General features: G+C 70.3%; 30 protein-coding genes. 8 read left to right on the forward strand and 22 right to left on the reverse strand.

All coding sequences use genetic code 11. The annotated features are described in order from the left end of the window. The first annotated feature begins 25 nt into the window (after positions 1 to 25). Together SJY06_RS03760 and SJY06_RS03765 are read left to right on the forward strand one after the other, a co-directional pair. The gene (locus SJY06_RS03760) at positions 26 to 568 is read left to right on the forward strand and encodes a GrpB family protein (RefSeq protein WP_380164774.1); all 543 of its coding nucleotides are present in this window, start codon (positions 26 to 28) and stop codon (positions 566 to 568) included. A gap of 44 nt (positions 569 to 612) precedes the next feature. After that, the gene (locus SJY06_RS03765; protein WP_380164776.1) at positions 613 to 1,110 is read left to right on the forward strand and encodes a GNAT family N-acetyltransferase; all 498 of its coding nucleotides are present in this window, start codon (positions 613 to 615) and stop codon (positions 1,108 to 1,110) included. A gap of 126 nt (positions 1,111 to 1,236) precedes the next feature. Here SJY06_RS03765 and SJY06_RS03770 read toward each other — a convergent pair whose 3' ends face one another. From SJY06_RS03770 to SJY06_RS03815, 10 genes are all read right to left on the reverse strand, one after another. Continuing rightward, positions 1,237 to 1,764 (reverse strand): hypothetical protein, encoded by a 528-nt coding sequence (locus tag SJY06_RS03770; protein WP_380164778.1) that lies wholly within the window; start codon positions 1,762 to 1,764, stop codon positions 1,237 to 1,239. 132 nt (positions 1,765 to 1,896) lie between these two features. Further along, on the reverse strand, positions 1,897 to 2,658 hold the full coding sequence (locus SJY06_RS03775; protein WP_380164780.1) for a metallophosphoesterase family protein: 762 nt from the start codon (positions 2,656 to 2,658) through the stop codon (positions 1,897 to 1,899). Between the two features lie 37 nt (positions 2,659 to 2,695). Beyond that, complete coding sequence (locus tag SJY06_RS03780) at positions 2,696 to 3,250, reverse strand: MFS transporter (RefSeq protein WP_380164782.1); 555 nt, start codon at positions 3,248 to 3,250, stop codon at positions 2,696 to 2,698. Between the two features lie 37 nt (positions 3,251 to 3,287). Further along, positions 3,288 to 3,905, reverse strand: a complete 618-nt coding sequence (locus SJY06_RS03785; protein ID WP_380164784.1) for an MFS transporter — start codon at positions 3,903 to 3,905, stop codon at positions 3,288 to 3,290. Positions 3,906 to 4,139: 234 nt separating this feature from the next. Continuing rightward, positions 4,140 to 4,436 carry a hypothetical protein gene (locus SJY06_RS03790; RefSeq protein WP_380164786.1) on the reverse strand — a complete coding sequence of 99 codons (297 nt, stop codon included), beginning with the start codon at positions 4,434 to 4,436 and terminating at the stop codon, positions 4,140 to 4,142. An 82-nt stretch (positions 4,437 to 4,518) separates the two neighbouring features. Beyond that, positions 4,519 to 5,013: a hypothetical protein gene (locus SJY06_RS03795; RefSeq protein WP_380164788.1), complete on the reverse strand. Its 495-nt coding sequence runs from the start codon at positions 5,011 to 5,013 to the stop codon at positions 4,519 to 4,521. Continuing rightward, entirely contained in the window at positions 5,010 to 5,672 is a 663-nt protein-coding gene (locus SJY06_RS03800) for a TetR family transcriptional regulator (protein WP_380164790.1), read from the reverse strand. Before SJY06_RS03800 ends, SJY06_RS03795 begins: the two co-directional genes overlap by 4 nt. A gap of 162 nt (positions 5,673 to 5,834) precedes the next feature. Then, positions 5,835 to 6,413 carry a YdeI family protein gene (locus tag SJY06_RS03805; RefSeq protein ID WP_380164792.1) on the reverse strand — a complete coding sequence of 193 codons (579 nt, stop codon included), beginning with the start codon at positions 6,411 to 6,413 and terminating at the stop codon, positions 5,835 to 5,837. A gap of 1 nt (position 6,414) precedes the next feature. Continuing rightward, entirely contained in the window at positions 6,415 to 7,308 is an 894-nt protein-coding gene (locus tag SJY06_RS03810) for a DNA-3-methyladenine glycosylase family protein (RefSeq protein ID WP_380164794.1), read from the reverse strand. After that, the gene (locus tag SJY06_RS03815) at positions 7,305 to 7,886 is read right to left on the reverse strand and encodes a TetR/AcrR family transcriptional regulator (protein WP_380164796.1); all 582 of its coding nucleotides are present in this window, start codon (positions 7,884 to 7,886) and stop codon (positions 7,305 to 7,307) included. The genes SJY06_RS03810 and SJY06_RS03815 overlap by 4 nt, the downstream gene beginning before the upstream one ends. 92 nt (positions 7,887 to 7,978) lie before the next feature. On the opposite strand from SJY06_RS03815, the gene SJY06_RS03820 reads away from it, so the two are divergent. Next, complete coding sequence (locus tag SJY06_RS03820; RefSeq protein WP_380164798.1) at positions 7,979 to 8,656, forward strand: DUF2461 domain-containing protein; 678 nt, start codon at positions 7,979 to 7,981, stop codon at positions 8,654 to 8,656. Then, a complete protein-coding gene (locus tag SJY06_RS03825) occupies positions 8,653 to 9,906 on the forward strand; it encodes a cytochrome P450 (RefSeq protein ID WP_380164800.1) in 1,254 nt (417 codons plus the stop codon). Before SJY06_RS03820 ends, SJY06_RS03825 begins: the two co-directional genes overlap by 4 nt. A gap of 204 nt (positions 9,907 to 10,110) precedes the next feature. Here the strand turns inward: SJY06_RS03825 and SJY06_RS03830 are convergent, their stop codons facing one another. The 5 genes from SJY06_RS03830 to SJY06_RS03850 all read right to left on the reverse strand — a co-directional run bounded on the left by SJY06_RS03830 (position 10,111) and on the right by SJY06_RS03850 (position 14,153). Continuing rightward, positions 10,111 to 10,458 (reverse strand): hypothetical protein, encoded by a 348-nt coding sequence (locus SJY06_RS03830; RefSeq protein ID WP_380164802.1) that lies wholly within the window; start codon positions 10,456 to 10,458, stop codon positions 10,111 to 10,113. 81 nt (positions 10,459 to 10,539) lie between these two features. Continuing rightward, positions 10,540 to 11,946 (reverse strand): hypothetical protein, encoded by a 1,407-nt coding sequence (locus tag SJY06_RS03835; protein WP_380164804.1) that lies wholly within the window; start codon positions 11,944 to 11,946, stop codon positions 10,540 to 10,542. Further along, complete coding sequence (locus SJY06_RS03840; protein ID WP_380164806.1) at positions 11,943 to 12,548, reverse strand: SigE family RNA polymerase sigma factor; 606 nt, start codon at positions 12,546 to 12,548, stop codon at positions 11,943 to 11,945. The genes SJY06_RS03835 and SJY06_RS03840 overlap by 4 nt, the downstream gene beginning before the upstream one ends. Positions 12,549 to 13,555: 1,007 nt before the next feature. Then, positions 13,556 to 13,756 (reverse strand): hypothetical protein, encoded by a 201-nt coding sequence (locus SJY06_RS03845; RefSeq protein ID WP_380164808.1) that lies wholly within the window; start codon positions 13,754 to 13,756, stop codon positions 13,556 to 13,558. Positions 13,757 to 13,862: 106 nt separating this feature from the next. Beyond that, positions 13,863 to 14,153, reverse strand: a complete 291-nt coding sequence (locus SJY06_RS03850) for a hypothetical protein (protein WP_380164810.1) — start codon at positions 14,151 to 14,153, stop codon at positions 13,863 to 13,865. 1,385 nt (positions 14,154 to 15,538) lie between these two features. Between SJY06_RS03850 and SJY06_RS03855 the strand changes: the two genes are divergently transcribed. From SJY06_RS03855 to pip, 3 genes are all read left to right on the forward strand, one after another. Next, on the forward strand, positions 15,539 to 15,868 hold the full coding sequence (locus SJY06_RS03855) for a hypothetical protein (RefSeq protein WP_380164812.1): 330 nt from the start codon (positions 15,539 to 15,541) through the stop codon (positions 15,866 to 15,868). Between the two features lie 620 nt (positions 15,869 to 16,488). Beyond that, positions 16,489 to 17,472 carry an AAA family ATPase gene (locus SJY06_RS03860; protein WP_380164814.1) on the forward strand — a complete coding sequence of 328 codons (984 nt, stop codon included), beginning with the start codon at positions 16,489 to 16,491 and terminating at the stop codon, positions 17,470 to 17,472. 51 nt (positions 17,473 to 17,523) lie between these two features. Beyond that, positions 17,524 to 18,483: a prolyl aminopeptidase gene (gene pip / locus SJY06_RS03865; protein ID WP_380164816.1), complete on the forward strand. Its 960-nt coding sequence runs from the start codon at positions 17,524 to 17,526 to the stop codon at positions 18,481 to 18,483. A gap of 96 nt (positions 18,484 to 18,579) precedes the next feature. Here pip and SJY06_RS03870 read toward each other — a convergent pair whose 3' ends face one another. The 4 genes from SJY06_RS03870 to SJY06_RS03885 form a co-directional block, all read right to left on the reverse strand. After that, positions 18,580 to 18,894, reverse strand: coding sequence for a winged helix-turn-helix domain-containing protein (locus SJY06_RS03870; protein WP_380164818.1), 315 nt, complete (start codon positions 18,892 to 18,894; stop codon positions 18,580 to 18,582). After that, positions 18,891 to 19,295 (reverse strand): hypothetical protein, encoded by a 405-nt coding sequence (locus SJY06_RS03875; RefSeq protein ID WP_380164820.1) that lies wholly within the window; start codon positions 19,293 to 19,295, stop codon positions 18,891 to 18,893. The genes SJY06_RS03870 and SJY06_RS03875 overlap by 4 nt, the downstream gene beginning before the upstream one ends. 202 nt (positions 19,296 to 19,497) lie before the next feature. Beyond that, complete coding sequence (locus SJY06_RS03880; RefSeq protein WP_380164822.1) at positions 19,498 to 20,391, reverse strand: hypothetical protein; 894 nt, start codon at positions 20,389 to 20,391, stop codon at positions 19,498 to 19,500. A 185-nt stretch (positions 20,392 to 20,576) separates the two neighbouring features. Continuing rightward, complete coding sequence (locus tag SJY06_RS03885; RefSeq protein WP_380164824.1) at positions 20,577 to 21,836, reverse strand: IS30 family transposase; 1,260 nt, start codon at positions 21,834 to 21,836, stop codon at positions 20,577 to 20,579. Between the two features lie 169 nt (positions 21,837 to 22,005). Between SJY06_RS03885 and SJY06_RS03890 the strand changes: the two genes are divergently transcribed. Beyond that, positions 22,006 to 22,221: a hypothetical protein gene (locus SJY06_RS03890; protein WP_380164826.1), complete on the forward strand. Its 216-nt coding sequence runs from the start codon at positions 22,006 to 22,008 to the stop codon at positions 22,219 to 22,221. A gap of 60 nt (positions 22,222 to 22,281) precedes the next feature. Here the strand turns inward: SJY06_RS03890 and SJY06_RS03895 are convergent, their stop codons facing one another. Genes SJY06_RS03895 through SJY06_RS03905 form a run of 3 tightly spaced genes read right to left on the reverse strand, consistent with a single transcriptional unit; the run spans position 22,282 to position 24,346 of the window. Next, positions 22,282 to 22,566: a hypothetical protein gene (locus SJY06_RS03895; protein WP_380164828.1), complete on the reverse strand. Its 285-nt coding sequence runs from the start codon at positions 22,564 to 22,566 to the stop codon at positions 22,282 to 22,284. After that, the gene (locus tag SJY06_RS03900; RefSeq protein WP_380164830.1) at positions 22,560 to 22,961 is read right to left on the reverse strand and encodes a hypothetical protein; all 402 of its coding nucleotides are present in this window, start codon (positions 22,959 to 22,961) and stop codon (positions 22,560 to 22,562) included. Before SJY06_RS03900 ends, SJY06_RS03895 begins: the two co-directional genes overlap by 7 nt. Further along, a complete protein-coding gene (locus tag SJY06_RS03905) occupies positions 22,958 to 24,346 on the reverse strand; it encodes a hypothetical protein (RefSeq protein WP_380164832.1) in 1,389 nt (462 codons plus the stop codon). The genes SJY06_RS03900 and SJY06_RS03905 overlap by 4 nt, the downstream gene beginning before the upstream one ends. Positions 24,347 to 24,364: the final 18 nt, after the last annotated feature.

Below are 24,364 nucleotides of genomic sequence, written 5' to 3' on the forward strand. Positions count from 1 at the left end.
GTCGGAGTCACCTACTCTGCGGAACGTGGTGGGTGTGGACGTTGTCGACCACGACGAGCGCTGGTCAGGGCTGGCCGAGACCTTGGCGGCGGAGCTGATCACCGCGGTTGGGTCGCTTCTCGCGGAGGTGGAGCACCTGGGCAGCACGGCGGTCCCGCGGCTGCCGGCGAAGCCGGTCATCGACCTCATGGCGCCGGTGCCCGACCTGGCGTTCGGTCCGTCGGCAGCGCTGGCGCTGGAGGACCTGGGCTACACGCTGACCCCGGTCGCCATGCCCGATCGCTCCTTCTACGTCCGCCACTTGCCCCCCGGGAGCAGCGCGCGGAGCGTGCACCTTCACCTGGTCCTCAGGAGTGACTGGGACACCAAGAACGAGCGGCTGTTCCGTGATCACCTGCTGCAGCACCCGGACGTCGCTGCCACCTACGGTCGACTCAAGTGTCGCCTCGCCCGCGAGGCCGTTGACGTCGACGACTACACCCGCGCGAAGACAGGGCTGATCCAGCAGGCGGTCGACGCCGAGCGAGCAGCGCGGGGACTGCCGCTGGTGCCCGTCTGGGAGGAGTGAGCACCGGGTGGCGTGGTCCGTTGTCCGTCGGGCAGCCTGACGACGTGACGGTCCTGGACGGGCTCCTGCTGCCCGGGGAGGGCGTGGGGCTGCGGCGGGCTGTCGCGGACGACGTCCCTGCGATCGTGGGCCTGCTGGCCGACGACGAGCTCGGCGCCGACCGGGACGGGATCAGCGGCGACAAAGACTTAGCCGTCTACGTGGCGGCGTTCCAGCAGATCGACGCTGATCCAGCTCACCTGCTGCTCGTCGCGACCGAAGGTCCGCAGGTAGTGGCCACGATGCAGCTGACCTTCCTGCCCGGACTGGCACGACGTGCGGCGCTGCGGGCGCAGGTCGAGGCGGTACGGGTCCGCGGTGACTTCCGGGGCCGCGGGTTGGGAGCCGCGCTGCTGCAGTGGGCGATCGACGAGGCGGGACGCCGGGGTTGCAGGCTCGTCCAATTGAGCAGCGACAAGTCGCGCGACGACGCTCATCGCTTCTACGCGCGCTTCGGGTTCGTCGCGACCCACGAGGGCTACAAGCTCACGCTCCCCAGCTAAGGACCCCTCACTGACGCAGCCGGCCCTCGCGGCGGGCGATCGAAGCAGATGCCAGCGTCGAGCGCCCTCGGCGCCCCGTCCGGCTGGGGATGGTCTCCCGGCGAAGGACGGACGCATCGTTCTGGACTACGGACCACTACCTACGGCGGCGGAGACTGTCTTGCGACCTGCAGGGTCGTAGTCGTACTTGCCGTTGCTGGCCAGCATGGCGGCCGCGCGAGAGCCGGAGCTGCTGCGGACCAGTTCGGCCGGAGGTGGTGTGCCCTCGCGGCCGATCAGCCGGGCGCGACTCTGCACGAAGATGAGCTGGCGGTCGTCCTGGTCGACGACAGCGGCCAGCGGTACCTCGTACCGCGCCAAGTGGCCACCCTCGCCCTGCAGGAGCGGCAGGTAGTCACCGAACCACGCTTGCAGGCCGTCCCCTCCCAGGGATCCGCACAGCAGCGGGTCGCCTATCTCGCGATGGTGAGTGAAGACCTGGCGGTCGCGAGGCTCAGGGTGGGTGACCGTGTGCTCGGCCTCCATGTAACGCACGACCTCCTCGGCTCGGGTGGTGAGCCAGTGCGAGGTGTAGGGACCGAGCCAGTCGAAGCGGTACCGAGGCGCCTGCGGCATCTCGAGGCGCCACACCGTCAGGGTCTGCGCGTCCGTCACCCCGCGACCGTAGACGTCAGGTCCGTTCTCGCATTGCAACTGTTCCGACGGGTTATCGAAGCCGACGCCTAGGGCGGCGAGCCTTTGGTCCCAAGTGCCAATCCGGCCGTGGGGTCACGTGTCCGCTGACGGTCAGAGGTCGTCGCGGCCGTCCCGCGGGGCAAAGGCGCTCAGTGCTTTGGCGTCGCTGGCGGTGGCGTTCAGGTAGTCCTGGGCCCAGGCGCGGACGTCGGGGTAGGTGGACGCGGCGACGACGGCCTCGATGGCCGCGGGGACGTCGATGGTGGTGTGGCGGAGGCTGACCTGCCCGTCGCGCAGCAGCGCCCAGGCGCCGCCGGGTCGCCCGTAGGGCATGCCGATGCTGCCGGGGTTGAGGACGAGCCGGCGGTTGACGAGCCGGACGAACGGCATGTGGGTGTGTCCGCAGACCACGGTCCGGACGTCGTGCGCCACGTCGGCGAAGATTTCGGCCCATCGCTGCAGCCGGGTGTCGACCAGGACCACCTCCTCGTCGTCGCGCGGGGTGCCGTGGCAGAACATGACCGGCCCGAAACCGTCGATGTCGATTGTCACGGGGTGGGGCAGCCCGGCGAGCAGCTGTAGGTGCGTCTCGGTGAGTTGCTCTGCCGCCCAGGGGGCGATCGGGTCCGGGATGGCCGTCCCCTCGCCGCGGCGGCAGGCGACGAGTTCGCGGTCGGCGTTCCCACGCACGAGCAGCACGCGGTCCTGCAGCTCGAGCAACCGGTCCAGCACCGCGTTCGGTTGCGGCCCGGCGGCATGGTCGCCCGTGACGACGACCAGGTCGGCGCCACGCACGTCCGGCTCGGCGAGGACCGCGTCCAGGACCGGCAGGACGCCGTGCACGTCGGACAGGACCGCCACCGTCGTCACCATGCCCGCAGTCTGCCCAGGAGAGGAGCCGGGGACCTCGCTATCCGGCGGGTCCTGCGGTGGTGCGCGTGGCCAGGTTCCGGATGCGCCAGACGGCGTAGCTGCTGACGAGCAGGGTCAGGACTCCGGACAGCACGATGAGGGCCTGGGCGGACATGACGCCCCAGGGGGTTCCGACGAGGTAGCCGAGGACGACGCAGGCGTTGACCATGACGCTGTAGTAGGACCAGGCGCGCCCGTGGGCCTGTTCGGGGATGTGGCGGTGGATGGTGGTGCGGATGCCGACGTTGTGCAGACCGTTGCCCACTCCTCCCAGGACGAAGACCGCGGCGATGACCCACGTGTTGGGGACCAGACCTTCGACGAGCAGCGCTGTCCCGATCAGCGCGCCGCCCCACACCACGAGATCGATCTCGCGGCCCTCGAGCCACCGGTGCCCCGAGACGAGGGAACCTGCCAGCGCGCCAGCGGCCCAGATCGACACCAGCAGGCCGAAGCGGAAGTTGCTGCCGGTCACCTCGGGCAGATACAGCACGCCGGCGACGCCCTCGATGAAGGTGGTGAACACGATGCCGGCGGCCAGCCCCAGCACCACCCAAACCAGAGGACTGCTCCGCAGTACGCGCAGGCCGTCACCGGCCTGCTCCCAGAAACCGGCTGCCGACCTCCAGGTCGCCGCGAGGGACGACCTGGACGACCGCACGCACCAGCACCGCCACGACGAGGAACGAGGCGGCGTTGGCGCCCAGCAGGAGCGTGCTGCCCGCGGCGTCGTACACGCCGGCGGCCAGACCGGGGCCGAGGATGAACGCGAAGGACACCGCGCCCGCGACGAGGCTGTTCGCGCGTTGGGTCGGGACCGGTCCCGCGAGCTCCGGGGTGAGCCGGAACGCCGCCGCGGAGGAGGCCACGGCGAACACGTTGGCCACCGCGATCAGCGCGACGCGGGTGGAGAAGTCGGGCACGGCGGCCGCGGCGGCGAAGCAGACGGCCTGGATGAGGGCCGCGCTGATCCAAACCGTCCGTACGTTGAACCGGTCGACCAGCACCCCCAGAGCAGGGGCCAGCAGCAGTGGCGGGACCAGCTCGGCGAAGAAGACGATCGTCACCCACCACGGCGGGCCGAGCTCGCTCGCGTCCAGGATCAGCGCGAACGAGGCAACGCTGTCGCCCAGGACCGAGACCAGCGTGCCGGCCACCAGAACGACCAGGGGCAGCGGCAGACGCACGCGCGTCCCCCCGACCGGCATGCGCTCACCGTCACATACCCCCGCCGACCCAGCCAACAAGATTCCCGCCGCGGCCCTGGCGACCGCCAGCCCCACGAAGGCCGAACGAGAGCACGCATTGACGGGCTTCCCAGTCAGCGCCCCCTCATCGATACCGTCGGCCCTCCGAGGCGAGAGATCGCCACGTAATGCTGCAGCGATCGGCCCTGGGCGCGCCGTCCGGCAGAGGATCGGCTTGCGGCAAGAGGCAATCCCTCAGCGCCAGCGGTATGCGGGAGGCGGCACGTACCTGAAGAGGCGCCGCAGTCGCATGCCGGGGACGACGGTCAGCTCGAGGGCCTCTCGATCCGGATCGAGCTCGCCGTCGACGTTCATGTCGTGTACGACGTCGAACGTCACCACGCCGGGAGTGAGCTCGAGGATGTTCGGTTCGGGGTCGTAGTGCAGGTGCGCTGCGATCGTCATCGGAGCCCTGAGCGTCGGGTGCTCGATGACGTCTCCGTCGTACACCTGCAGCGCGTCCACCACCTCGTCGCACTCGATCAGCGGCATGCGATCCATCTTGCGGGGTCGGCTGCTAGAAGGCGCGGCCGAAGGGATGCGGTCGGCAGGCGGTGGTTGCGTGGGGTGGGTGTCACAAGGTCGTTCTGGGGGCTTGGCTCGGGACTGCTGTGGCGTTGGCGTAGCGGGTGACGGCTCGCTGTCCGCGCCATGCTGTGATTGCTGCGGCTGGTGCCGCGGCCAGGTAGAACCACCACAGGCCGCTGAGGACGCCAGAGATGACTGTCGCGACGCCGACGGTGACGGCCGGCGCGAGCCACGCTGTGCGTGAGGTGGCCCAGTCGGAGGCGCGGTAGCGGGTGACGACGCCCAGCACCACAAGGGCTAGGACCCCGCCCGCCAGCCCCACGGGGGTGGCGATGACGAGGGCGAAGAAGCCGTACGCCGCGGCCTGGCCAAGGTTGCCGTTACGGAAGATGTCGGCAAGATCGGCCGCGTAGAAGATCAGCAGCATCAACAGCACCACGATCGGCCCGATCGCCATCCCGGCGACCAGGCTTTCGAGCAGGCCGCGTCCGACCAGTCGCAGACCGGCCTCGTCTCGGCGCTGCTGCGCCGTGGAGGTCACGGCCTGACCTCGTCGACGAGGTCGAGCACGTCTTGCACCGTGCCCCGGAGCACCGGTAGTCGACTCAACCGGACCAGACGTGCCAGCAGCGGCGCACTGCGCTCGACGAGGTGCCGGGTACGAGCCGCGTCGGGTGAGGTGTCGTAGACCCAGAAGAGGGTGACGCCCAGCCAGGCGAGCCAGAGCAGCTCGGGCAGCTTCGCCGCGACCGGTCCTTGGACCGGGGGGCGGGCGCCCTGCACCACGTCCTCCAGCAGGCCCACGGCCAGGCGCCGGGCCTCTGCACTGGCCTCGCTGAACGGGCTCGCCGCGTCGCCGGGGCGGATGGCGACCTGCACGAAGCCGGACCCGAACGACCGGTACGGCGCGAACACCTCGATGCCGGCCAGCCACGTGCCCCGCAACCGCTGCTCGAGGGTCCCCCCCAACAGCAGACGCGCCGCGACGGCGTCGCGGTGCTCGACCTGCAGTCGCTGGTAGAGCTCCTGCACCAGGTGGTCCTTGCCGGGGAACCAGTAGTAGGCGTTTCCGACCGATACCCCGGCCTCGGTGGCTATCAGGCGCATGGTCGTCGCCTCGTAGCCCCGCTCACGGAACAGCCGCAGCGAGGTGTCCAGGAGGAGAACGCGGGTGTCGCTCCGGTCGCGGGTGGCGGGCATGACCCAGTTGAACACGTTCGACTGAACATGTTCAAGAGTGATGCCCGGATAGGGATCCGCTCACGGCAGAGAACACTGGCCACGATAGGAACTAGGCAGCAGGCAGTGGACCAGCGCGTAGAGCCAGCCCGGTCGGCCCCGTCCCAATCGTGGAGCGGCCTACTAGCTGCCTGGCACCCGGCGGCCCTGCTGTGCGAGGTCGGCGGTGGTGGTGAGTCGCCGACCGCGGGTGGCCTCGGTCTTCGCGAGCTTGATCCACCGCAGGGAGAAGCGCTTGCTGGCCGGCGGGACCGCGTCGAAGAACGCCCGGGCGCCGGGGCGAATGGCAAGGGCCTCGGCCAGGTCTTCGGGGACCACGAGGTCGTCGACGTCGTCCATGAACGTCCAGAGCCCTGAGTCCTTGGCCGCCTCGACCGCGCGAAGTCCGGAAGGGTGCATGCGCTCCTCGGCGGTGAGGACGTCGACCCGTCGCTTGTAGCTGCGGGCCCAGTGCTCTACCCGCCGTGGGGTGACGAGCTGCAGGGTGCGCTCGTCGTCGAGCTTCTGCATGACGCCGTCGGTCCAGCCGAAGCAGAGCAGCTCGTCGACCACGTCCTGGTGGGGGAACCAGCGGCTGCCGGTGGCCTTCTTCCACGTGACGAGCCAGACGCCGTCGGGCTGCTCGTGGTGCGCGAGCAGCCAGGACCGGAGCTCGGACCGGGACGTCACCTCGACGTGGGGGAAGCGGTCGGCGGGGATCACGTCAGCGGCCCCTGATCTCGTGCACGGGTGCCCGTGGCGCCCGGCGCGGGGGTCGGGTGCCGGAGGCGAGCCGGACCACCCGGTACCGGTGCGGCCGGTAGGGCTCGAGCAGCTCGGTCATCCGGGCGTCGTCGGCCCGCCGCTCTCCGGCGAGCAGCCACGAGACCATGGACGGGATCCCCGAGTCCCCGGTAATGACGGTGTCGGCGCGGCCGTAGGTAACGGTGGCGAGGCAAGCCAGCGTCCACGGCCCGACCCCGCGCACCTGCGCGAGGGCGGCCAGGGCCGTGTCCGCCTCCAGGTCCGGGTCGCGGTGCAGCCGGTAGGCGCAGCGGGCCGCCGCGATGAGGTTGTCCGCGCGCTGCCGCTCGATGCCGAGGGGGTGCAGCCGGTCGTAGGTAAGGCGGCCGATGGCCTCCGGCGCGGGCGGGAGCATCAGCCCGTCGGTGCCGGGCGCCGGCATGCCGAACGCGCGCACCAACCGGTCCCACTGCTCGGCGGCCTCGCCGCGGGTGACGCGTTGCTGGAGCACGAACCAGGCCAGGTCGTGCCACAGCGTCCCGGTCGCGCCGACCCGGTCCCCCCGGTGGCGCCGCCACACCTCACGCAGCGGTCCGGCGGCGGGGGCGAAGCCGGTCGGGTCGTCGAGCAGGCCGAGCAGCGCCGGGGCCTGGTCGGCCAGCCACCCGGCCCCCGGCCCGGAGGTGGTGACGGTGGCCTCGGCTGCCGGGCGGTCCCAGGCGACGCTGATCGCGCCCGGTCCTGACGGGGTGAGGGTCGCCCGGTCCAGCCGGCCTGGGCGCAGCCGCAGCGTGGGGTCGCCCGGGAGCATGGCCAGCGGCGCGAGCGTGAGGTCCAGGTCGACCTCGCCGGTGGCCAGCACCAGCGACGTCATGACCGGGCTGCGGGCAGCCCCGCGATGGCGACGTCGACGACGACGGCGAGCTCCTCGTCGGTGGGGACGTGGCCGCGCAGGAGGACCGGGTGGACGACCGCGCCGCACAGCATCGCCGTGAGCGCCCCGAGCGCCGGCTCGACCACGACCCCGCCGAGCAGCCGGCGCATCGGTCGCTCGCCGTCCTCGACAAACGCGTCACGAACGAAGGCCAGCTCCGGGACGGGGCCGGACCGCTCGGCGAGGACGACCAGCGCGCGGTCGAGACGGTGCTCGACCATCGCTGTGCGGAAACTGACGAGCTCCCCCAGCAGGTCGGTGCGCAGGTCGCCGGTCGGCTCGTGGTGCGGCATCTGGCCGAAGGCCGCGAACGAGTCCCGCACCAGTGCGAGGCGGTCGGGCCAGTGCGTGTAGAGGGTCGCTTTGGCGTACCCCGCCCGTGTGGCGACCCGGGCGTGGGTGACCGAGTCCCAGCCGCCCTCGAGCAGCTCCTCGATGGTCGCGTCCAGGACGTCTCGCCGCGTCCGGACCACACGTGGGTCCAGTGCATCGGGCGGGGTCGTGGCACCGGTCGTCACCAGGGCAGGGTACCGCTGTTCGTGGACTCGATGGTTGCTTCTGAACACATCGTTCAGTTACTGTCCGGCCACCCCCGACCCCAGGAGCGACGATGAGTGCTCACGGCAACGGCTTCACCGAGGCCACCTTCACCTTCCTGTCGGAGCTGGCCGAGAAGAACGACAGCGCCTGGTTCGCCGAGAACCGGGACACCTACGACCGCTCCGTCGACGAACCGTTCGTCCACCTGCTCGAGGAGGTCACGGGCCGCCTGGCCGGGACCGCCGCCCCGCTTCGAGGCGGCGCGGCGACGACGTTCCGCATGAACCGCGACGTGCGCTTCAGCAAGGACAAGTCGCCCTACTCGACCTCCCGGTCCGGCCTGCTCACCCCGGGCGGCACCAAGGCCGAGAGCGCCGGGCTGGTCTACGTCCAGCTGTCCGCGGACGGTGGGCTCCTCGCCGGCGGCCTCTACAAGCCGCCGACCCCGGCGCTCGACCCGATCCGTCAGCACATGCTCGAGGAGCCAGAACAGTTCGCGCAGGTCGTCGAGGAGCTGCGCGCCGCCGGCCACGAGCTCGACACGTCCGACGCGGTCAAGACCATGCCACGCGGCTACGCCGAGCACGCGGAGCACCCGATGGCGCCGTACCTGCGCCTCAAGCAGCTCGTCGTCATGCAATCCCTGCCGAAGGCGGCCTGGCTCGACGACACCGTGGCCGACCGGGTCACCACGTTCGCGACCGACGTAGCACCTCTCCTGGCCTACGTGCGCACCACCGTCCGATGACCGCCGTGCCCGCCCGAGGTCAGGAACCGCACCCGTCCGGTCCCGTCCATACCTTCGACCCCGCCTCGCCGACCATGGCCGCCGACCGGTTCGACCAGCTCGCCGGCCTCCGGTCGACGTCGCCCGTGGTCTTCGTCCCGGCCCTGCAGATGTGGGCCGTCACGGGCTACGACGCGGTGCGCGAGGTGCTGGCCGACCCGGCGCGCTTCCCGTCCGGCGGGACCTACATACCGACGGCCCACCTCCCGCCCGCGGCGTTGGACGTCTACCCACCGACGGGTCCGCTGTGGCAGCACTCGATGGTCAGCGCCGACGGCGCCCAGCACCGCCGGCTCCGCACGGCCATGACCCGGGCGTTCACAGCCAGCCGGGTCCGCGTGCTGGAACCGGACGTCCGCGACGACGCCGAAGCGCTCGTCCACCGCATGCTCGCCGAGGGTGGCACCGACCTGGTCGACGGCTTCACCCGGCCCCTGCCCTCCCGAACCGTCGCCCGCTTCTTCGGCCTCCCCGTCGAGGACGCCCCGAAGTTCTCCGGCTGGTCGGACGCGTTCGTCGTCCCCCAGGTGCCCGGGCTGCCCGTAGCGGCGTACGTCGCCGCGGCTCACGGCTTCAAGGAGTTCGACGCCTACGTCCGTGCCGCCCTCGCCCTGAACGAGCAGGAGCTCCAGCCCGGGATCGTCCGCGACCTCGTCATCGGGGCCCGCGAGGGTACGCACGACCTCACCGAGGACGAGCTGGTCGGCGACATCGCCAACGTCCTCTTCGCCGGGCACGAGACCACGGTCAGCACGCTCACCAACATGTTCGTTCGCCTGCTCGCCGACCGGCCGCTGTGGGCCCGGCTCGCGACCGGCGACGTCGACCTCCCTCCCCTCGTCGAGGAACTGCTCCGACTCGACACCGCCGGGGTAGGCCTGTTCCGGGCATGCCCGTCGCTGACCACCCTGGCCGGGGTCGAGGTCCCTTCGGGGGCGCGGCTCTGGGTGGCCTTCGGCGCCGCGAACCGCGACCCGGACGCCTTCCCCGAGCCCGACGACCTGCGACCGGGACGCCCGCACACCGCCGACCCCCTCACGTTCGGGCGGGGCACCCACGGCTGCATCGGCACCGCGCTGGCCCGGACCCAGGTCCACGTCGCCCTGCAGGTGCTGCCGAGACTGGCCCCGACGATGCACCTCACCGCCCCGGCAACCGAGGTCCCGAACTTCATCATCCGCAGTTCGCCGCACCTGGGCGTGGCCGTGTAGCGCCCTCGCCCTCGACTCCCCGCCTCGGTGCCAGCCCTGTCCGCGGTTTCGGCGGGCCGCGTGAAGGCAGCTCACTCCGCATCCACCGCCAATTGGGGAGCCCCAACTGACACAGCCGTCCCTTACGGCGGGCCGCCAGAGCAAGAACAGGGCGTTCAGCCGGCTCGGCGCGCCGTCCGGCTGAGGATCGGTCAACGGAACGGGTCAGGTGGCGTCCCGGCCGCGGAGGTCGACATCGACGGTGTTCCATTCGCTGACGAAAGCCAGCAACCGGTCCCACTCGGCCAGAGCAGGCTGGTAGTCGGCCCACCAGGCCGAGTAGCTGTCTGACGACACGACCGCTTCCTGCGCCTCGGGGCTCAGCCAGCGTTGTACCGCGACGACTGAGGTGCCGTCGAGGCTCAGCTCCAGGCCCAGCGTGACGTCGTCCGAGAGACGCTGGTAGGCGGGTAAGACCTGCTGCTGCACCAGCGCCACGACGTCGTCGGGGCTGACACCAGGACGTAGCTGCCACTGCTTGTGGAGCACCAACGATCGAGACTCGTCACGCATGCCGTTGATCGTCCCCTGCCAGGTTCCAGGTCCCCGGGTCGCGCCCTGGTGCGACGGCGCCAGCGACCGGGCTTTTCTGCGTCACGGCTGCAGGCACGAGCGGTGTGCGTCGTCCACGTCTGCGGCGGATGCATCCGGGGGGGTGATCTCGTCGAGGTCCGGCGCCTCGGCCTGGTAGTCCTCGTCGAGCGAGGCGACCACCAACCCTTGCTCGGCCATGCATTGCAGGTACTCGCTCTGCTGCTGCATCGCGTCGGCCTCGGCGATCAGCTCGCCCTCCGCTCGCTCTACTGCCTCGCGCTGCTCAGGGGTCAGGCGTGAGTCACGGTCCTCTTGCAGGACGTCCGCGGCGCGGGACAGACCCCGTTCGATCAGGGCACCGTAGGCAGCCAGGTCCGGGTCGTCCTGGACATGTTCTACGACCGCGGCCTCGGCGTCGGCGTAGACGTCGTCGTAGCCGGTCTGCTGAACGCAATGCGCGTCATCGACCGCGATTCTGCGCTCCGTGTCGGCGGCGTCGGGCTCCGCTGCGCCCCAGGCCTCGAACGCAAGGGAGTAGGCGTCGAGCTGTTCGGACAGGTTCCGCCAGCCGCGCTGGGCCATGCAGCTCGACCAGGCAACGTCGGCGGCCTGAAGCTGGACCAAGTGCTGCGTGGCGAAGGCCCGCAGCTGGAACACGTCGCCGACGTCGCCCGCCCGGCTGGTGCTGCGTTCCCACTGCCTCGCGTCGCCGTACAGCTCGGTCCGCGCCCGCTCGGCGCAGCCCTGTCCCGTGCCGTCGCCCTCGACGAGGCGCCGGGAGCGCTCAGGGTCCTCGCTCCCTTGGACCCCGTACTTCGCCGGCTCGTCCAGCCGCGGGGGGTAGGCGTCCAGCACACCCGCCTGCCAGGCCGGCCAGTCGATGCCATAGCCCTGCTCCGCCGCGACGTCGGGGTCCCCGAACGACGCCATCCGCTCGCTCTGCGCTCGGACCCGGACCAGCTTCTCGTCCGGGCCGGTCTCGGCGTTCTCGACATTGATGCGCTGCGGGTCCCACGTCCAGTCAGCCCCGCGATCCTGCATGCAGTCCTGGATGAGGAGATTCTCGGCCAGGTAGAGGTCATCCAGCACTTGCGCGCTTGGACCGGCCACCGCCACCCCCACCATCGACGCCGCGCCGTCCCAGAACCGGTACTCCGGGTAGTCCGGCTCCAGCGTGGTCGAGGCGACGTGCGGGGGAAGGCCCGCAGGGCGCACATCAGGCAGCTCCAGGCCGACAAGCCCCCCGCCGGCCCACGCCGTCGCGGCCAGAACCATCACCCCACCCACGCTTGTCACGCCCGCCGCGACTGCACGACGCCGCCGACGGCGGGAACGGACCCGGGCCGTGACCCGCTGCCAGCTGTCCCCTGGCGTGTCGAAAGAGTCTGTCAGTCCGTCGAAACGCCGCTGCAGATCTTCGACGCCATCCAGATCGCCAGATGTGCGGTTGCGGTCACCAGTGGTCATGTCCTCGCCCCTTCTGCCATCAAGTCACGCAACCGGGCCAGCCCCTTGCTGGTCTGGCTCTTCACCGTCCCGACCGAGCAGCCCAACGCCGACGCGGTGTCGGCCTCGCTCATGTCGCCGTAGAACCGCAGGACCACCGCCGCCCGCCGCCGCGGCGCAAGACGCTGCAACGCCCGGAACAGCTCGTCGCGCTGCACCAGCTCACCCACCGGATCCGAAGCGGAGATGCCGCGGTCAGCCCGTCGGAGCAGGACCAGCCGGTCCAGCTCCAGCCGCCGCCGCCGTGAGCGCCGGTACGCCTCGTGCGCCAGGACCCGCCGCGCGTACACGATCGGCTCGTCACGGCGCCGAATCCGACCCCACCGCTCGACCACGGTCGCCATCACCGTCTGCACCACGTCCTCCGCGTCCGCCGCGTCCCCACACATCAGGTACGCCGCCCCGTACAGCCGCCCCCAGCTGGCCGCCACGAAGGCCGCGACCTCGTCCTGACCTGCCTCCGTCGACCCGGCCGGCCGGCCGGTCCTCGCCACGACCGCGTCGACCGTCGGGGACACCCCTTGCTCCATGGCGGCCCCAGCCCCGGCGATCGCCCCGTCCACGACGACAGGCTCGACCCCAACCAACCCGACCCCCTGGCCCCCCGCGGTGTCATCCACAGCCCTGCCCTGCCCTGTCACGTGTCCCCCAGTCCGTCCTGACCGTCCTAGCCGCCCTAGCCGTGCGGCGGGACAACCATCAACTAGGAGACCTGAGCCGACCCAAAGGTTGCCGCTCGGACGGAACTCGTCATCAGAGCTTCAGGCATGAGCAGGGCCACTATTGACGTTCGTCCGTGCGCCGATCGCCTGGCCAGCTCCCGGCGCCACCTGCCCGTGGCGGTCATCGTGGGGTCGGTAGTGCAGTGGCCCAAGGTGATCGGGTGACTCACTGCCGTGCGCGGTCGCCACTGTGTGGGACTGGATTCAGGACCCCCAGCATGAAGTGCACGCCCTGCTCATCGTGGACGACGAGACGGGGGCCGTCGGCCTGGTGCACTACCGGCCCCTCGCCCACGGCGCCCGGACGACGATGGGTTGCCGGTCATGAAGCCGCGGGCTGAGAGCCGGGCCTCGGCTGGGGGCCGCTCGGGTCGGGTGCCAGGATGGCAAGCCGCTCAACACTTCACCGCCAGGGGGACAGTCCGGTGCCGAGACGACAGCTGATCGGATGCTTGGTGTTCGGCGCGGTACTCCTGGCCATGGGTGGCTGGACGCTTCTCTTGGGAGACCTCGACCGCGAGTCGTGGCGAGGAGTCCCGATGCGGTACGTCGCACCCGCCTCCATCGTGATGGGGCTGGTGTTCCTTGGATTTGCGGCGTTCAGACGCAAGCCGCTCTAGGAACCGCCGACCGTTGGCCCACCCATGCTCGTCGAGCACGCGAGGCGCGGCTATCCGTCACGGGTCAGGTCAAGATCAGCCGCTACGACGAGGGGCCGACCTTGGCAAGGCGGACCCCGGCACTCGGCGCCGGTTGGCTCGCCGTCCTCCGCACCGAGCGGATCGGCGCCCGCATCGAAGCGCCCAGGGAGTGGCGCGCGAGCAACCGCGGCTGCCCCGAGGGGTGCCCTACGTGCGTCCGGTTCGAAAACGACGGCGGATGACCGCCCACACATCCATCAGCGAGAAGGCCACAACGAAGGGGTAGATCAGGGCCATGCGCGGCAGAAATCGACTATCGGTATCCGTGTTGTAGGCATAGACGAACACCAGAACTGCGCCAATGTGCGCAATGATGAGAACGATACGAACCGCCCAGGGAAGTATCACCTAGTCACCGTACTTTCTCTTTGTATCGCCTACGGGGCAGCGACTCCCACCCCGCCGTCCCGTCAACAGGGCGCGGAGTCGACGGCTCCCTGCGCGTCCATCGCAGCTACTCGTCATCGACCGGGGTCGGACGGAACGAGTGCGGCTTCGGTGTCTCGCCGCGCCGACGCGCCCGGACGAACCGTCGCAGCTCGAACAGCCACGCGACGAGGAACAGCGGGTAGATGAGGAACATCCCGTAGGAGCGGGCGCGGACGTCCTCGCCGGCGGCGATGTCCTGGTAGATCGCCCACAGCAAGAACGGGGTCCCGAGGGCGACGAGGGGGAAGAACCACAGGACGATGAGCCGGTAGCCGAAGTGGAACGGCGTCTTGTCGGGGTCGTCCGGCGGACGCATCCGACCTCCGGTGCGGTTCCGACCGCCACCAACGCGCTCTTCGTCCACCACGTGGTCTTCGTCCCCCATGTGGCGATCCTTACCGCGGCGGCCTGCTCACGCGACCGGACGCTCAGCCGGAGTCACGGGCGTCCCTGGCGCGGCGGCCCAACCGTTCCGCACCGTGGCGTCCCCAGCTGCGTACCTGAGACAGCACGACGCCTCCCACGCCCACCCCGACAACCACGAGCCACGACACCTCGTCGTGAGACCGCGGAGCCGCGTCGGTACCCCGCTACCAACCCGTCCGCTGCAGGACGTAAGCCACGACGAGACCCAGCACAAACACGAGCAGAACGCCCCACCACTTCCCCATGTCGATCACGCTACGGGGCCGCAACCCTCGCCCCGATCAGCGGGCCGCCATCGCCCGCCATGGGCAGCGCCGGCAGCGAGTCCCACTCGGCGCCCCCTCACCGGTGCTGTTGGCCCTCGAAGCCCCCCGCAGCGCCAAGACCTGCGGCAGAAGCACCGCCGCCCCGTCGCCCCGGCAGACGATCTCTCTGCGAGACGGTCGGTCCTGTGCGCCCCGATCGCTTGCTCGACGACTCGACACCCCTGCCTTGAAGCGGCGATCCGTGACTTGACCCCGTTTGCCTGAGTATCGGTCGCCGTGCAGTCTGGGTGAGCATCACCCCCAAGAGACGCCGTGAGACGAGGAGACCTGGTGAAGGCTCAGGGAGAGCGGTCGATCGCGGTGATCCAACAGTCCGGCGGCGGCTTCCTGCCAGGGCCGGACGCCACGACGCCCACTTGCGAGGTCGTCTGAGATGGCGGAACCGGAAAAGAATCCTACGGTCGCAGTGGTCATCTTTGGGCTGATAGGTGTTGCGGCGATGATTTATGGTTTTCCCAGCTGGAATGAAGACATGGGTAGTGCGCTGCGATACCGCCCGGGGTGGATTCTTGCTCTCGCGGGAATGGTGACGACCGTCTCCGCTGTAGTCGTCCTAATCAACAAGACGAAAAGCAAGAGTCGTGGTGGCTAGCCGAACTCCTGCGGTCGGGGTACGCGCGTCGTGATCGAGCCTGGGGCACTTGCCTGAACGCGCTTCCTCGAGTGGTGAGCAAACCGGTCTCGACGGCTATGGCGTCTCTTGCTGGGGGGGCGTAAGCAGACAGTGAGTGAGGCCGGATTTTCGGTCATGAGCCACAGAGCCTGCGTCGTGACCGATAGCCGACCCTCCACCGGTGCCACCCCGGCTGGAGCGCCGCTGCTGACCCCGAAGTTGACGACGGGACGCCGCCCGCGGCTCGTCCGGTCGGGGATCCTCAACTGGGCCCACGTCTGGGTCGCGCACCTCGTTCTCCCACGCCTTGCCCGCAGCCGCTGTCAGACTCCGTACATGCAGGTCGGGCTCGCCATTGAGCAGTGGGAAGCCGTGTCCTCCGGGGCGCTAGAGGGGCCGGACGGCAGGCGTTACCAGCGACGCTCCACACGCATGCGCCGCCGGCAGGTCGATGACTTGGTGGCCGCCGGCGTTCCGCTCGTCTTGTACTGGTACGGCGGCCAGCAGTTGGACTGGTGCGACGGCGCGGACGCGGTAGCGGCCTGGGAGACGGCGCGACCGCGGCTGACCGCTACGGCGCCTCGCCCGGACGGCGACGTCGTCTGGACAGCCGGTGAATGGGTCAGCGAGGACGAGAGTGTCATCCTGCTGACGGGTCAGTGCTGACCCAGCAGACGATCGACATACTTCAATGGTGGGCATGAATGACGGCGGTGCCTCGATCCGCTCGCCGCAGGCTCGAGCTCGTGACAGGCGGCTCATTCGGGAGCTCTCCGTCGTCCTGCTGAAGGAGTGGGACCCGATCAGCGTCGGGGATGCACCGGAAGCGTCTGACGAGTACGCCGGGTATGCCGCTCCGCTACTCGGTCGGCTCTTGGCCGGCGCCTCCGAGGCGGAGGTCTTCTCCTGGCTAGGCAGCGTTGCCCGCGATCGCATGGGTCTCGACCCGGACAGCCGTTCCGATCGAGCCGCGGCAGCGAGCGTGCTCGCGTGGTGGGACGGGCGCGACAGGTAGCAGAAGCGTCTCGCCGCGTCGACCGTTGCGGCCAGACCGCCGGGCCCGTTCCGACAACCGACCCCTCACCGACACAGCCGGCCCTTGGGGCGGGCGATCGAGGCCAAATCCGGCGCCGAGGGCCGCTCGGCGCGCTGTCCGGTAGTCGATCGGTTCCGGGACGACGCTGCGCGTGACCGCTCTGGTTGTGATGGGCTCTGCACATGGGGGATTTGGAGTCGTGGGGCCTTCGCGCCGGGCGCCGGCGCGGCATGAGCCGGGGAGGACCGCGATGACCACGTCGCCGCAGGGTCCGAAGGTCGTCGCCACCGCGATGCCGCTCAGCAGGTCTGCTCGGGCGCACCTGAGTGAGCTACTGGGGCCGGACTTCATCGTCCTGGACATCCGCTCCGCGCCACCGTCCGCCGACATCGTGCTGGTGCCGGCCGTGAGCGCCAACGCGGTCTCGATGCTGCGCACGTCCTTCCCTACGGCTCGGATCCTGGCCTCCGAGATCGACGACCCTCACTGGAAGGTCGACTACCCGGGACCCATCCGACGCCTCCTCGACACAGGCGTCGACGGCTACTTCGTGGCGCACGACCTCCACGGAGTCGGCGAGGCCGTCACCGGCCGAGGCGGCCTCATGATCACAGCCTCCACTGGGGCACCGGGCGGTCAGACCGCGAGCATCGGACAACGCGCACCGGGTGTCGCAATGGGTAGCCCGGACCCGCTCGGTCGACGTCCCAGAGTCGTCTGGATCAACGGCGCCTTCGGGGCAGGGAAGACCACCATCGCAGAGCTCCTGGCCAGCAAGTGGCCTGACCATCGGGTCTTCGACCCCGAGATGGTCGGGTTCATGCTCCGGCACGTCATCGACGAGGACGTGACCGACTTCCAGGACTGGGCCGCCTGGCGACAACTCGTCGCAGGTACCGCCGTCGCGCTGGTGGCCCAGCGTGGCCTGAGCCTGATCTGTCCCATGACCCTCCTGGTCGAGCAGTACGCCGTGGAGATCTGGGAAGCCGTCGCCGCGGCCGGCCTGCACCAGGAACGAGTCGTCCTCGACGTCTCCCCGGCGACCCTGGAGACGCGAATCCGCAGCGACCGGGTGGAGGCAGGGGCCGCGCAATGGCGCCTTGAGCACGCGCCTCGCTACGCGGCGGCCCGTGACTGGCTCCTGGAGACGTCCACCTTGACCATCGACACGGATCACCTGACCCGCCAGGCCGTTGCAGAGACGATCGACGCCACGCTCACCCCCACTAGCTAGTGGTCCGCTCGCCAATCCACTACCGGCGGACCGGACGGCAGGATGCTGTGCGTGAGCGCTCACCGGTACCCAGCGATCGAGCCCTACGAGACCGGCTTCCTCGAGGTCGGCGACGGCCACCGGCTGTACTGGGAGCAGTGCGGCAATCCTGATGGCAAGCCGGCCGTGGTGCTGCACGGCGGGCCGGGCTCGGGTTGCTCCCCGAACATGCGTCGCCAGTTCGACCCAGCACGCTACCGGGTGGTGCTCTTCGACCAGCGCAACGCCGGCCGCAGCACGCCGTGGGCCGGGGAGCCGGAAGTCGACCTGGCGACGAACACCACATCGCACCTTCTCACCGACATTGAGCGGCTGCGGGTGCACCTGGGCATCGATAGATGGCTGGTGTGGGGCGGGTCGTGGGGGGTGACGCTCGGGCTGGCCTACGCCCAGGCCCACCCCGAGCGGGTGAGCGAGCTCGCTTTGGCCGCGGTCACCAGCCCCGACCGCTGGCTCGTCAACTGGATCACCCGGGACATGGGCCGCGTCTTCCCCCGCGAATGGGAACGCTTCAGGGACCACGTCCCGGCGCCTCACCGCGACGGTGATCTCGCCACCGCCTACACCCAGCTGCTGCACTCCGACGACCCCCAGGTCCGAGCCGACGCCGCCCAGGCGTGGTGCGACTGGGAAGACACCCACGTGTCATTGGCCCCGGGCGCCGAGCCGCGGTTGTCCGTCGCCGCTCCGGCGTTCCAGCTGGCCTTCGCGCGGCTGGTGACCCACTACTGGTCGCAGGGGTGCTTCCTCGAGGAAGGGCAGCTGCTGCGAGACGCGCACCGTCTGACCGGCATCCCCGGTCTCATGGTGCACGGGCGCTACGACGTCAGCGGCCCGCTGGACGTCGCCTGGCAGTTGTCGAAGGTCTGGCCCGACGGGGAGCTCGTGGTCGTCGGGGACGCGGGGCACTCCGGTGGGGGCCTGACGCCGGCGATGATCGAGTACCTCGACCGGGTCGCCGACGCTCGCTAGCGGAGCGAGTGGCTAGCCACGTCGCCGGATGTGGACCCACTACCGGTACGTGCCCGTCCTGGGGGCCGATCACGACTGGTCCGGCATCCGGACGGTTCAGTCGGTTGGGTTGGTTGGGGTTTCGACGATCTCACGCAGGGTGGCGAGGTGGTCGTTGAAGGCGTCGCGGCCGGCGGGGGTGAGCATGAGCCAGGTGCGGGGCCATTTGCCCACGTGGCCCTTGCGGATGGTGATGTAACCGGCCTGTTCGAGAGTCGAGGCCTGGCGGGACAGGACTGAGTCGCTGATCTGGAGGGTGTCGCGGAGGAACCGGAACTCCAGCTCGTCAGCCTGGGCCAGGCCCGCAAGGAGGGAGAAGCGCACGGGCTGGTGGACCAGCTCGTCCAGACGTGCTCGTGGGTGGCTGGTCACCGGTTGCGCCGCAGCCGCTCGGCCCACAGCAGGCTCGGCACGGCGCCCACCAGGCCCCCGAAGGTGAAGGCGAGGTCGATGGTGTCGGTGAGGAGGATGCCGAGGACGAACAACGCGGCCGCCCCCCAGCCGGCGAGGAACCACTCCAGCCAGGTCGGGGTGCTCCGCGTGCGCACCTGCCGGTGCCGGACCCAATAGGGGACATGAGTGATGACCATGACGGCGATGAGAGCCACCCCAGCCGTCGTCACCGCGACCGCCGGACCGGCGCCGTCGCTGTTGCCGAGGTCGAGCACCACCCCGGCCAGCGCGTAGACGGCACCTGTGGCGAAGTAGAGCGGGTCCTCGCGCGGGGCCCGGGCCCGTACTGCGGACTCGACCCCGCTCGCGCCCTGCAGCATGGCCGCAGCGTCCTGCTTCGCTGGCTCCATCATCATCCCTCTCGAAGAAGTACTTTACGTAGAGGAAACTAGTTGTCCCGAGACATGTCAAGAGCTCAGCCCGGCGGCTTGGCGGCGCCGCCCGTCCTGGTCCTCCTGAGGGCGACACGTCAGCGTCTGGCCATGACCGCCCAGCGCGACGACTTCACCGACAGCCGATGGTCTAGCGGTGGTCGTCCGGTGACATGAACGTGGAGATGTCCGAGCTGGGCACGCACGGCTCCTCCAGCCGCACGGCAAGATCCTCGTCCGCCAACTGCCGGGAAGCCGGTGATACGTAGTCCGGATCTGCCCAGCCGCAGCGCGTGCAGGCACCGCTCTCCACTCGGTATGAGCCGCAGGTCTCGCACCGACGCCGAGCGTCAGATGTAGCCCGCAGGGTGACTGCGGTGACCATCGACAGGAAGTGGCTGACGGCCGCGACGCCGATGTGCGCGTCGTGGGCAATCGCGTTCTTGGCGTGCGTCAACCAGTTGACGTAGTCCCACGTCTCACGCGCCAGCTTGGTGGCATAGGAACGCACTTGCTTGCTCGAGGGTCCCTCGGCCACATGTGCGATCAGCAGGTTGGTCCAGCCCACAACGTCAGCCGCCTTCGGGCCGACGTCGCCCTCCGGCACCAGCGCGTCATCGGCCACCTCGCCGGCGTAGGTGACCATGGCCTCGCGCAGTCGAACCCCGACGGCCTGGAAGTCCTCGGCTTCGCGGCCACTGTCGAGGGACTCGACTGCCTGCTCCCACAGGCGCCAGGCTCGCGGAAGCAACCCGGCAGCCTCGTCGGTGATGGGAATTTCCTCCCGGCTGGCGATGCGCACCATCAGCCCGATGTGGAAGGTCAGGGCGACGTCTCGGCTCTTGAAGTCGTCCTGCGAGTAGTAGTTCAGTGAGTTGCTGATCGCCCACCAGCGGCTGCCCTTGCAGTGCACGTCCCAGATGTCGTGCAGTACCGAGCCCACCCGCTCGACTGCCGCCTTCTCCAGGTGCACTACGGGGTCTTCGGCCAGCTGAGCCGCGAAGTAGTCGAGGACCTGCTCCCGCTCCAGGTTCGACGCCCTCACCTCCGGCCGTCCTGGACTCCTTCGTTCATTCTCCTAGTCTGACTCGACCTGGAGTCATCTAGGTAGGCAAGCCGTTGCGCGACGCGCCGGCAGCCGAGCCTCCAATGTTGCGACCTGCTCCCGGACCTTGCCGCTGGTGAGAATGGGAGCCTGATCTGGCCCCACCGTGGCGGGGCGAATTCCAGTCATCGTTGCAGCACGACCGTGTGAGTCATCAACGGTAGCGGCGGCGGCGAGGACGTCAGGTGCGGGGCGATCAGCTGGGCAGGGCTGGCCCAGTCGAGGGTCTTGCGGGGGCGGTTGTTGAGCTCGGCCGCGACCTCGGCGAGGTGGGCTGCGGAGTGCCCCGCGAGGTCGGTGCCCTTGGGGAAGTAATCGCGGAGCAGGCCGTTCATGTTCTCGTTGCTGCCGCGCTGCCAGGGGCTGTGGGGGTCGCAGAAGAAGACCGGCAGCCCGATCGTGCGCGTGAGGTCGGCGTGGGCGCTGAGCTCCTTGCCCTGGTCCCAGGTCAGTGACCGGCGCAGCCCGAGCGGCAGGGCGCTGAACACGGCGATCAGCGCGTCTCGGACCGCGATGGCGGTCCTCCCGGCCGGAAGGTGGACGAGCATCACGGCCCGGGTGGAGCGTTCGACCAAGGTCCCGATCGCGGACCGGTTGCCCGGGCCCATGATGAGATCGCCTTCCCAGTTCCCGACCTGCACCCGGTCAGCGACCTGCGCGGGTCGCTGCTCGATCATGACCATCGGGGTCGGGAACCGGTCGGCGCGGCGCGCGTCGGGTCGCCGATGTGGGCGCCGCCGGCGTCGCCAGCGCCGGGTCCGCAACGTCCGCTGCAGCACCGGGTTCGTGGCGTAGAGGGCCTGGTAGACGCTTTCCGGGACCAGCTGGCGGGCCGGTTCCCCGGGGAACTGCACCCGCAGAGCGTGGCTGATCTGCTCGGGGCTGAAGCGCCGGTCCATGCACGACTGCACGAAGGCCCGCAGAACCTCATCGGCATCCACGCGCCGGGCCCGGGGCCGGCGTCGCCGTGCGTGGGCGAGGCGCTGGGCGTGGCCCGCGCCGTAGCGGCCGTCGGGCCCGCTGTTGCGGGCCAGCTCCCGACTGACTGTGGATGGGCTGCGCCGAACCTGCACCGCGATGGCCCGGCTGCTCCATCCGGCCCGGTGCAGGTCGCCGATCACGATCCGGTCGGCCTCGGACAGGTAGCGGGCGCTGATGACCGCGCTGGCCGCGGCGCCGCGGGAACTGAGCACCGGCGGATAGTGCAGCAGCCCGCCTGCGGCGTCGGGGACGCTGCGCCCGTACCGCCACCGCGTCCCGGTCCTGCGGTTCACCCCGACCGCTCGGCACGCCGCGCTGTTGCTCGCCCCGGCCGTGATCAACCGGATGAACAACTCCCGCTTCTCGACCAGCGGCTCGACACCCGGACGTCCTTTTCCTGCCATGACGCACCACCAGAATCCTACTCAGGTGCTGCGACGACCGCTGGAATTCACCCGGTCTGAATTGGCTCCACCTGGTGGGGTGACACCCCATCGTCATCGCCATGAGCCCAGTCGGGTGGTTCGCCGCGAACTGCCAGTCGTTGGCGCGATGCCTGAGGACCGTGTACGGATGCAGGTGACGGTCGGCACGTCGGAGCGTTGGGGTCGAAACGGGGATGCTCCGATGCATATCGTGGTGGATATCGCCAACCGGCAGGTCTTGGCCTGCACGGGAGGTGCGGGGGCTCGTGCGACCGGGGTGCCCTTCGACGCGGTGAACGAGGAGCTGACCTGCGGGCCCTGCCGGGCGTTCTGGAAACGCACCATGAGGGTGCCGAACGCCTGACCCCGCGACCAGCGACACGTACGTCACCGCATCAAGGTCGTGGAGCGGGTCTTAGCCGGCTCAGGTGGGCTCGGCGTTGTACATCCGCCACACGGTCACGGCGACGTGGATGAACACGCCGAGTCCGGCCAGGCCCAACCCGGTGGCCACCAGCGCTCGGGTTGTCGAACTGTCCGGAAGGCCACCCGCGAGCACGATCAAGGAGAGGAAGAACGAGAGCGCGGCAAGACCCACGGCCGCGAGGTCGAGGGCCAAGTCTCGGCGGTCGCGCCGTTGACGAGTCGGGGTGCGGCGGATCGACGGCAGGGGACCAAAGACCCGCGTCTGGGCCAGCGCCGTCAGCACTTCGCGGTCTGCGCGGCGCTCCGGCGGGTGAGGGCCTGGATGTCGGTGCCGCGGCCCATGAACGCTGCGGCCCGGTCCACCCGGGTGCGGCCCCGGCCGCTGCGGAACAGGGCGGCACCGACGAGCAGGACGAGCAGGAGCAGCACGAGACCCGCCACGGCGAGGATGAGCGTGCCGCTGGCCGGCCACGGCAGGTCTCCCACCGCGACCTGCAGCACGACCGCGAACGGGTCCGCCGGGACTGTGACGCCGGTGGCGTCGAGACGGTGTCCGAGCCGCATCGCGACGTTCACCGCGACCACGCCGGCGACGACACCGCCGATTGCGATGGCCAGGGCGGTGGTGCCGGCCGAGGCGCCGCCCGGCTGCGGCCGCCGGTTGTTCGGCCGCCTCATGACGGGGCCACCGGAGCCGCTGACCCCGGGCCCGAGGACGCCGTCGCCGACGCCGTCGTGGCGGTGGGGATGGTGGGGTGCCAGAGGCGGTTGCTGTCGCGCAGGGACTGCTCGGCGGTGGTGAGCTGGACGTCGATGGGGATGCCGGGGCGGCCGCCGACCTTGACGAGGAACTTCCCCCGCCCCGGGGGTGGGGTCTCGTCGCCGGTGTCGGGGTCCCAGGACGGCGGGTCTTGCCAGCCCATGAGGAGGTCCTGCTCGGCGCGGGACAGTCGGACCGCGGAGGTCAGCAGCTGCATCTCCGCGCTGGGAAGGCCGGCGCAGATGACCAGGCCGGAGCGTTCTACGAATCCGCGGGCCTTCATCCGGTCCTCCTCGGTTGGCAGGGCGAGGAGGTCGCTCATGGTGTGGGAGATCATCACCTGGCCGACGCCGCGGTTGCGGTTGAGGCGGGTGAGGGCGTCGACCCGGTCGACCATGCCCCGCCCGGCGCGCAGCGCCCGCCACAGCTCGTCCAGCACCACGAGGTAGTGCCGGCGGGGTTCCAGGCCGGCATCGGCGAGGACGTTGGCGACGTTGACGGTGCCGAACCCGGCGGACCAACACGCCAGCAGGGTCGCGGCCTGCAGGTCCATCTGCGAGTCGTCGATGGAGCTGACGTCGTAGACCACGGGCGCGTCGCGGCGCATCGGGTTCGTGGTCGGGCGGGAGAACGTCTCCCCCAGCCGGCCGCCCCCGACGAGCCCGATCAGGGACGCCTCGAGGTTCTCCGTGATGGCCCGGTACCGCTCGTCGCTGCCCCGGTCCAACGCCACCGCGCGGACCTCCGACGGGCCGTCCTGGATGACCCGGAGCAGGTCACCGAGGACGGGGACGGCGCCGTGCTGGTGGTCGGTGCGGGTGTCGAGGACCTTCAGGGCCCGGTCGAGGATGGTCTCTTCCCGGTCGGTGGGTGGGGCGCCGCGCATGATGGTGAGCAGGGCCGCGACGATGGTGTGACGGCGGCCGTGGGCGTCGGCAAGGACCTCCGCGGCGAGGTCGTGGTGCCCGGCCGCGCGGAGCCGTTGCGCGGCGGCGGTGGCCTCGCCGGGGTCGAGGACGTTGAGGTAGCCGCGCCCGGGGCCGAGGGTGATGACCTGCCCGCCGAGGGCTTCGGTGCTGGCCACGTAGTCCGGCTTGAGGTCGCCGAGGACCAGGGGCATGACGCCGTACCCGGCCAGCCCGATCGCCATCCGCCGCACCAGGGTCGACTTGCCGAGGGCGGGCAGACCGAGGACGAACGCGGAGGGGTTGCTGATGAGGCGGGCGCGGGTGAACCACGACACCGGGTCGCAGCACAGCGTGGCGCCGCTGTAGATGTGGCGGCCCAACGGGATGACGACCATCGGGTGGTGCGGGCCGCG

The sequence above is a fragment of the Jannaschia sp. R86511 genome, assembly GCF_042466345.1.
Taxonomy (GTDB): Bacteria; Actinomycetota; Actinomycetes; order Actinomycetales; family JBBAYJ01; genus Aquipuribacter.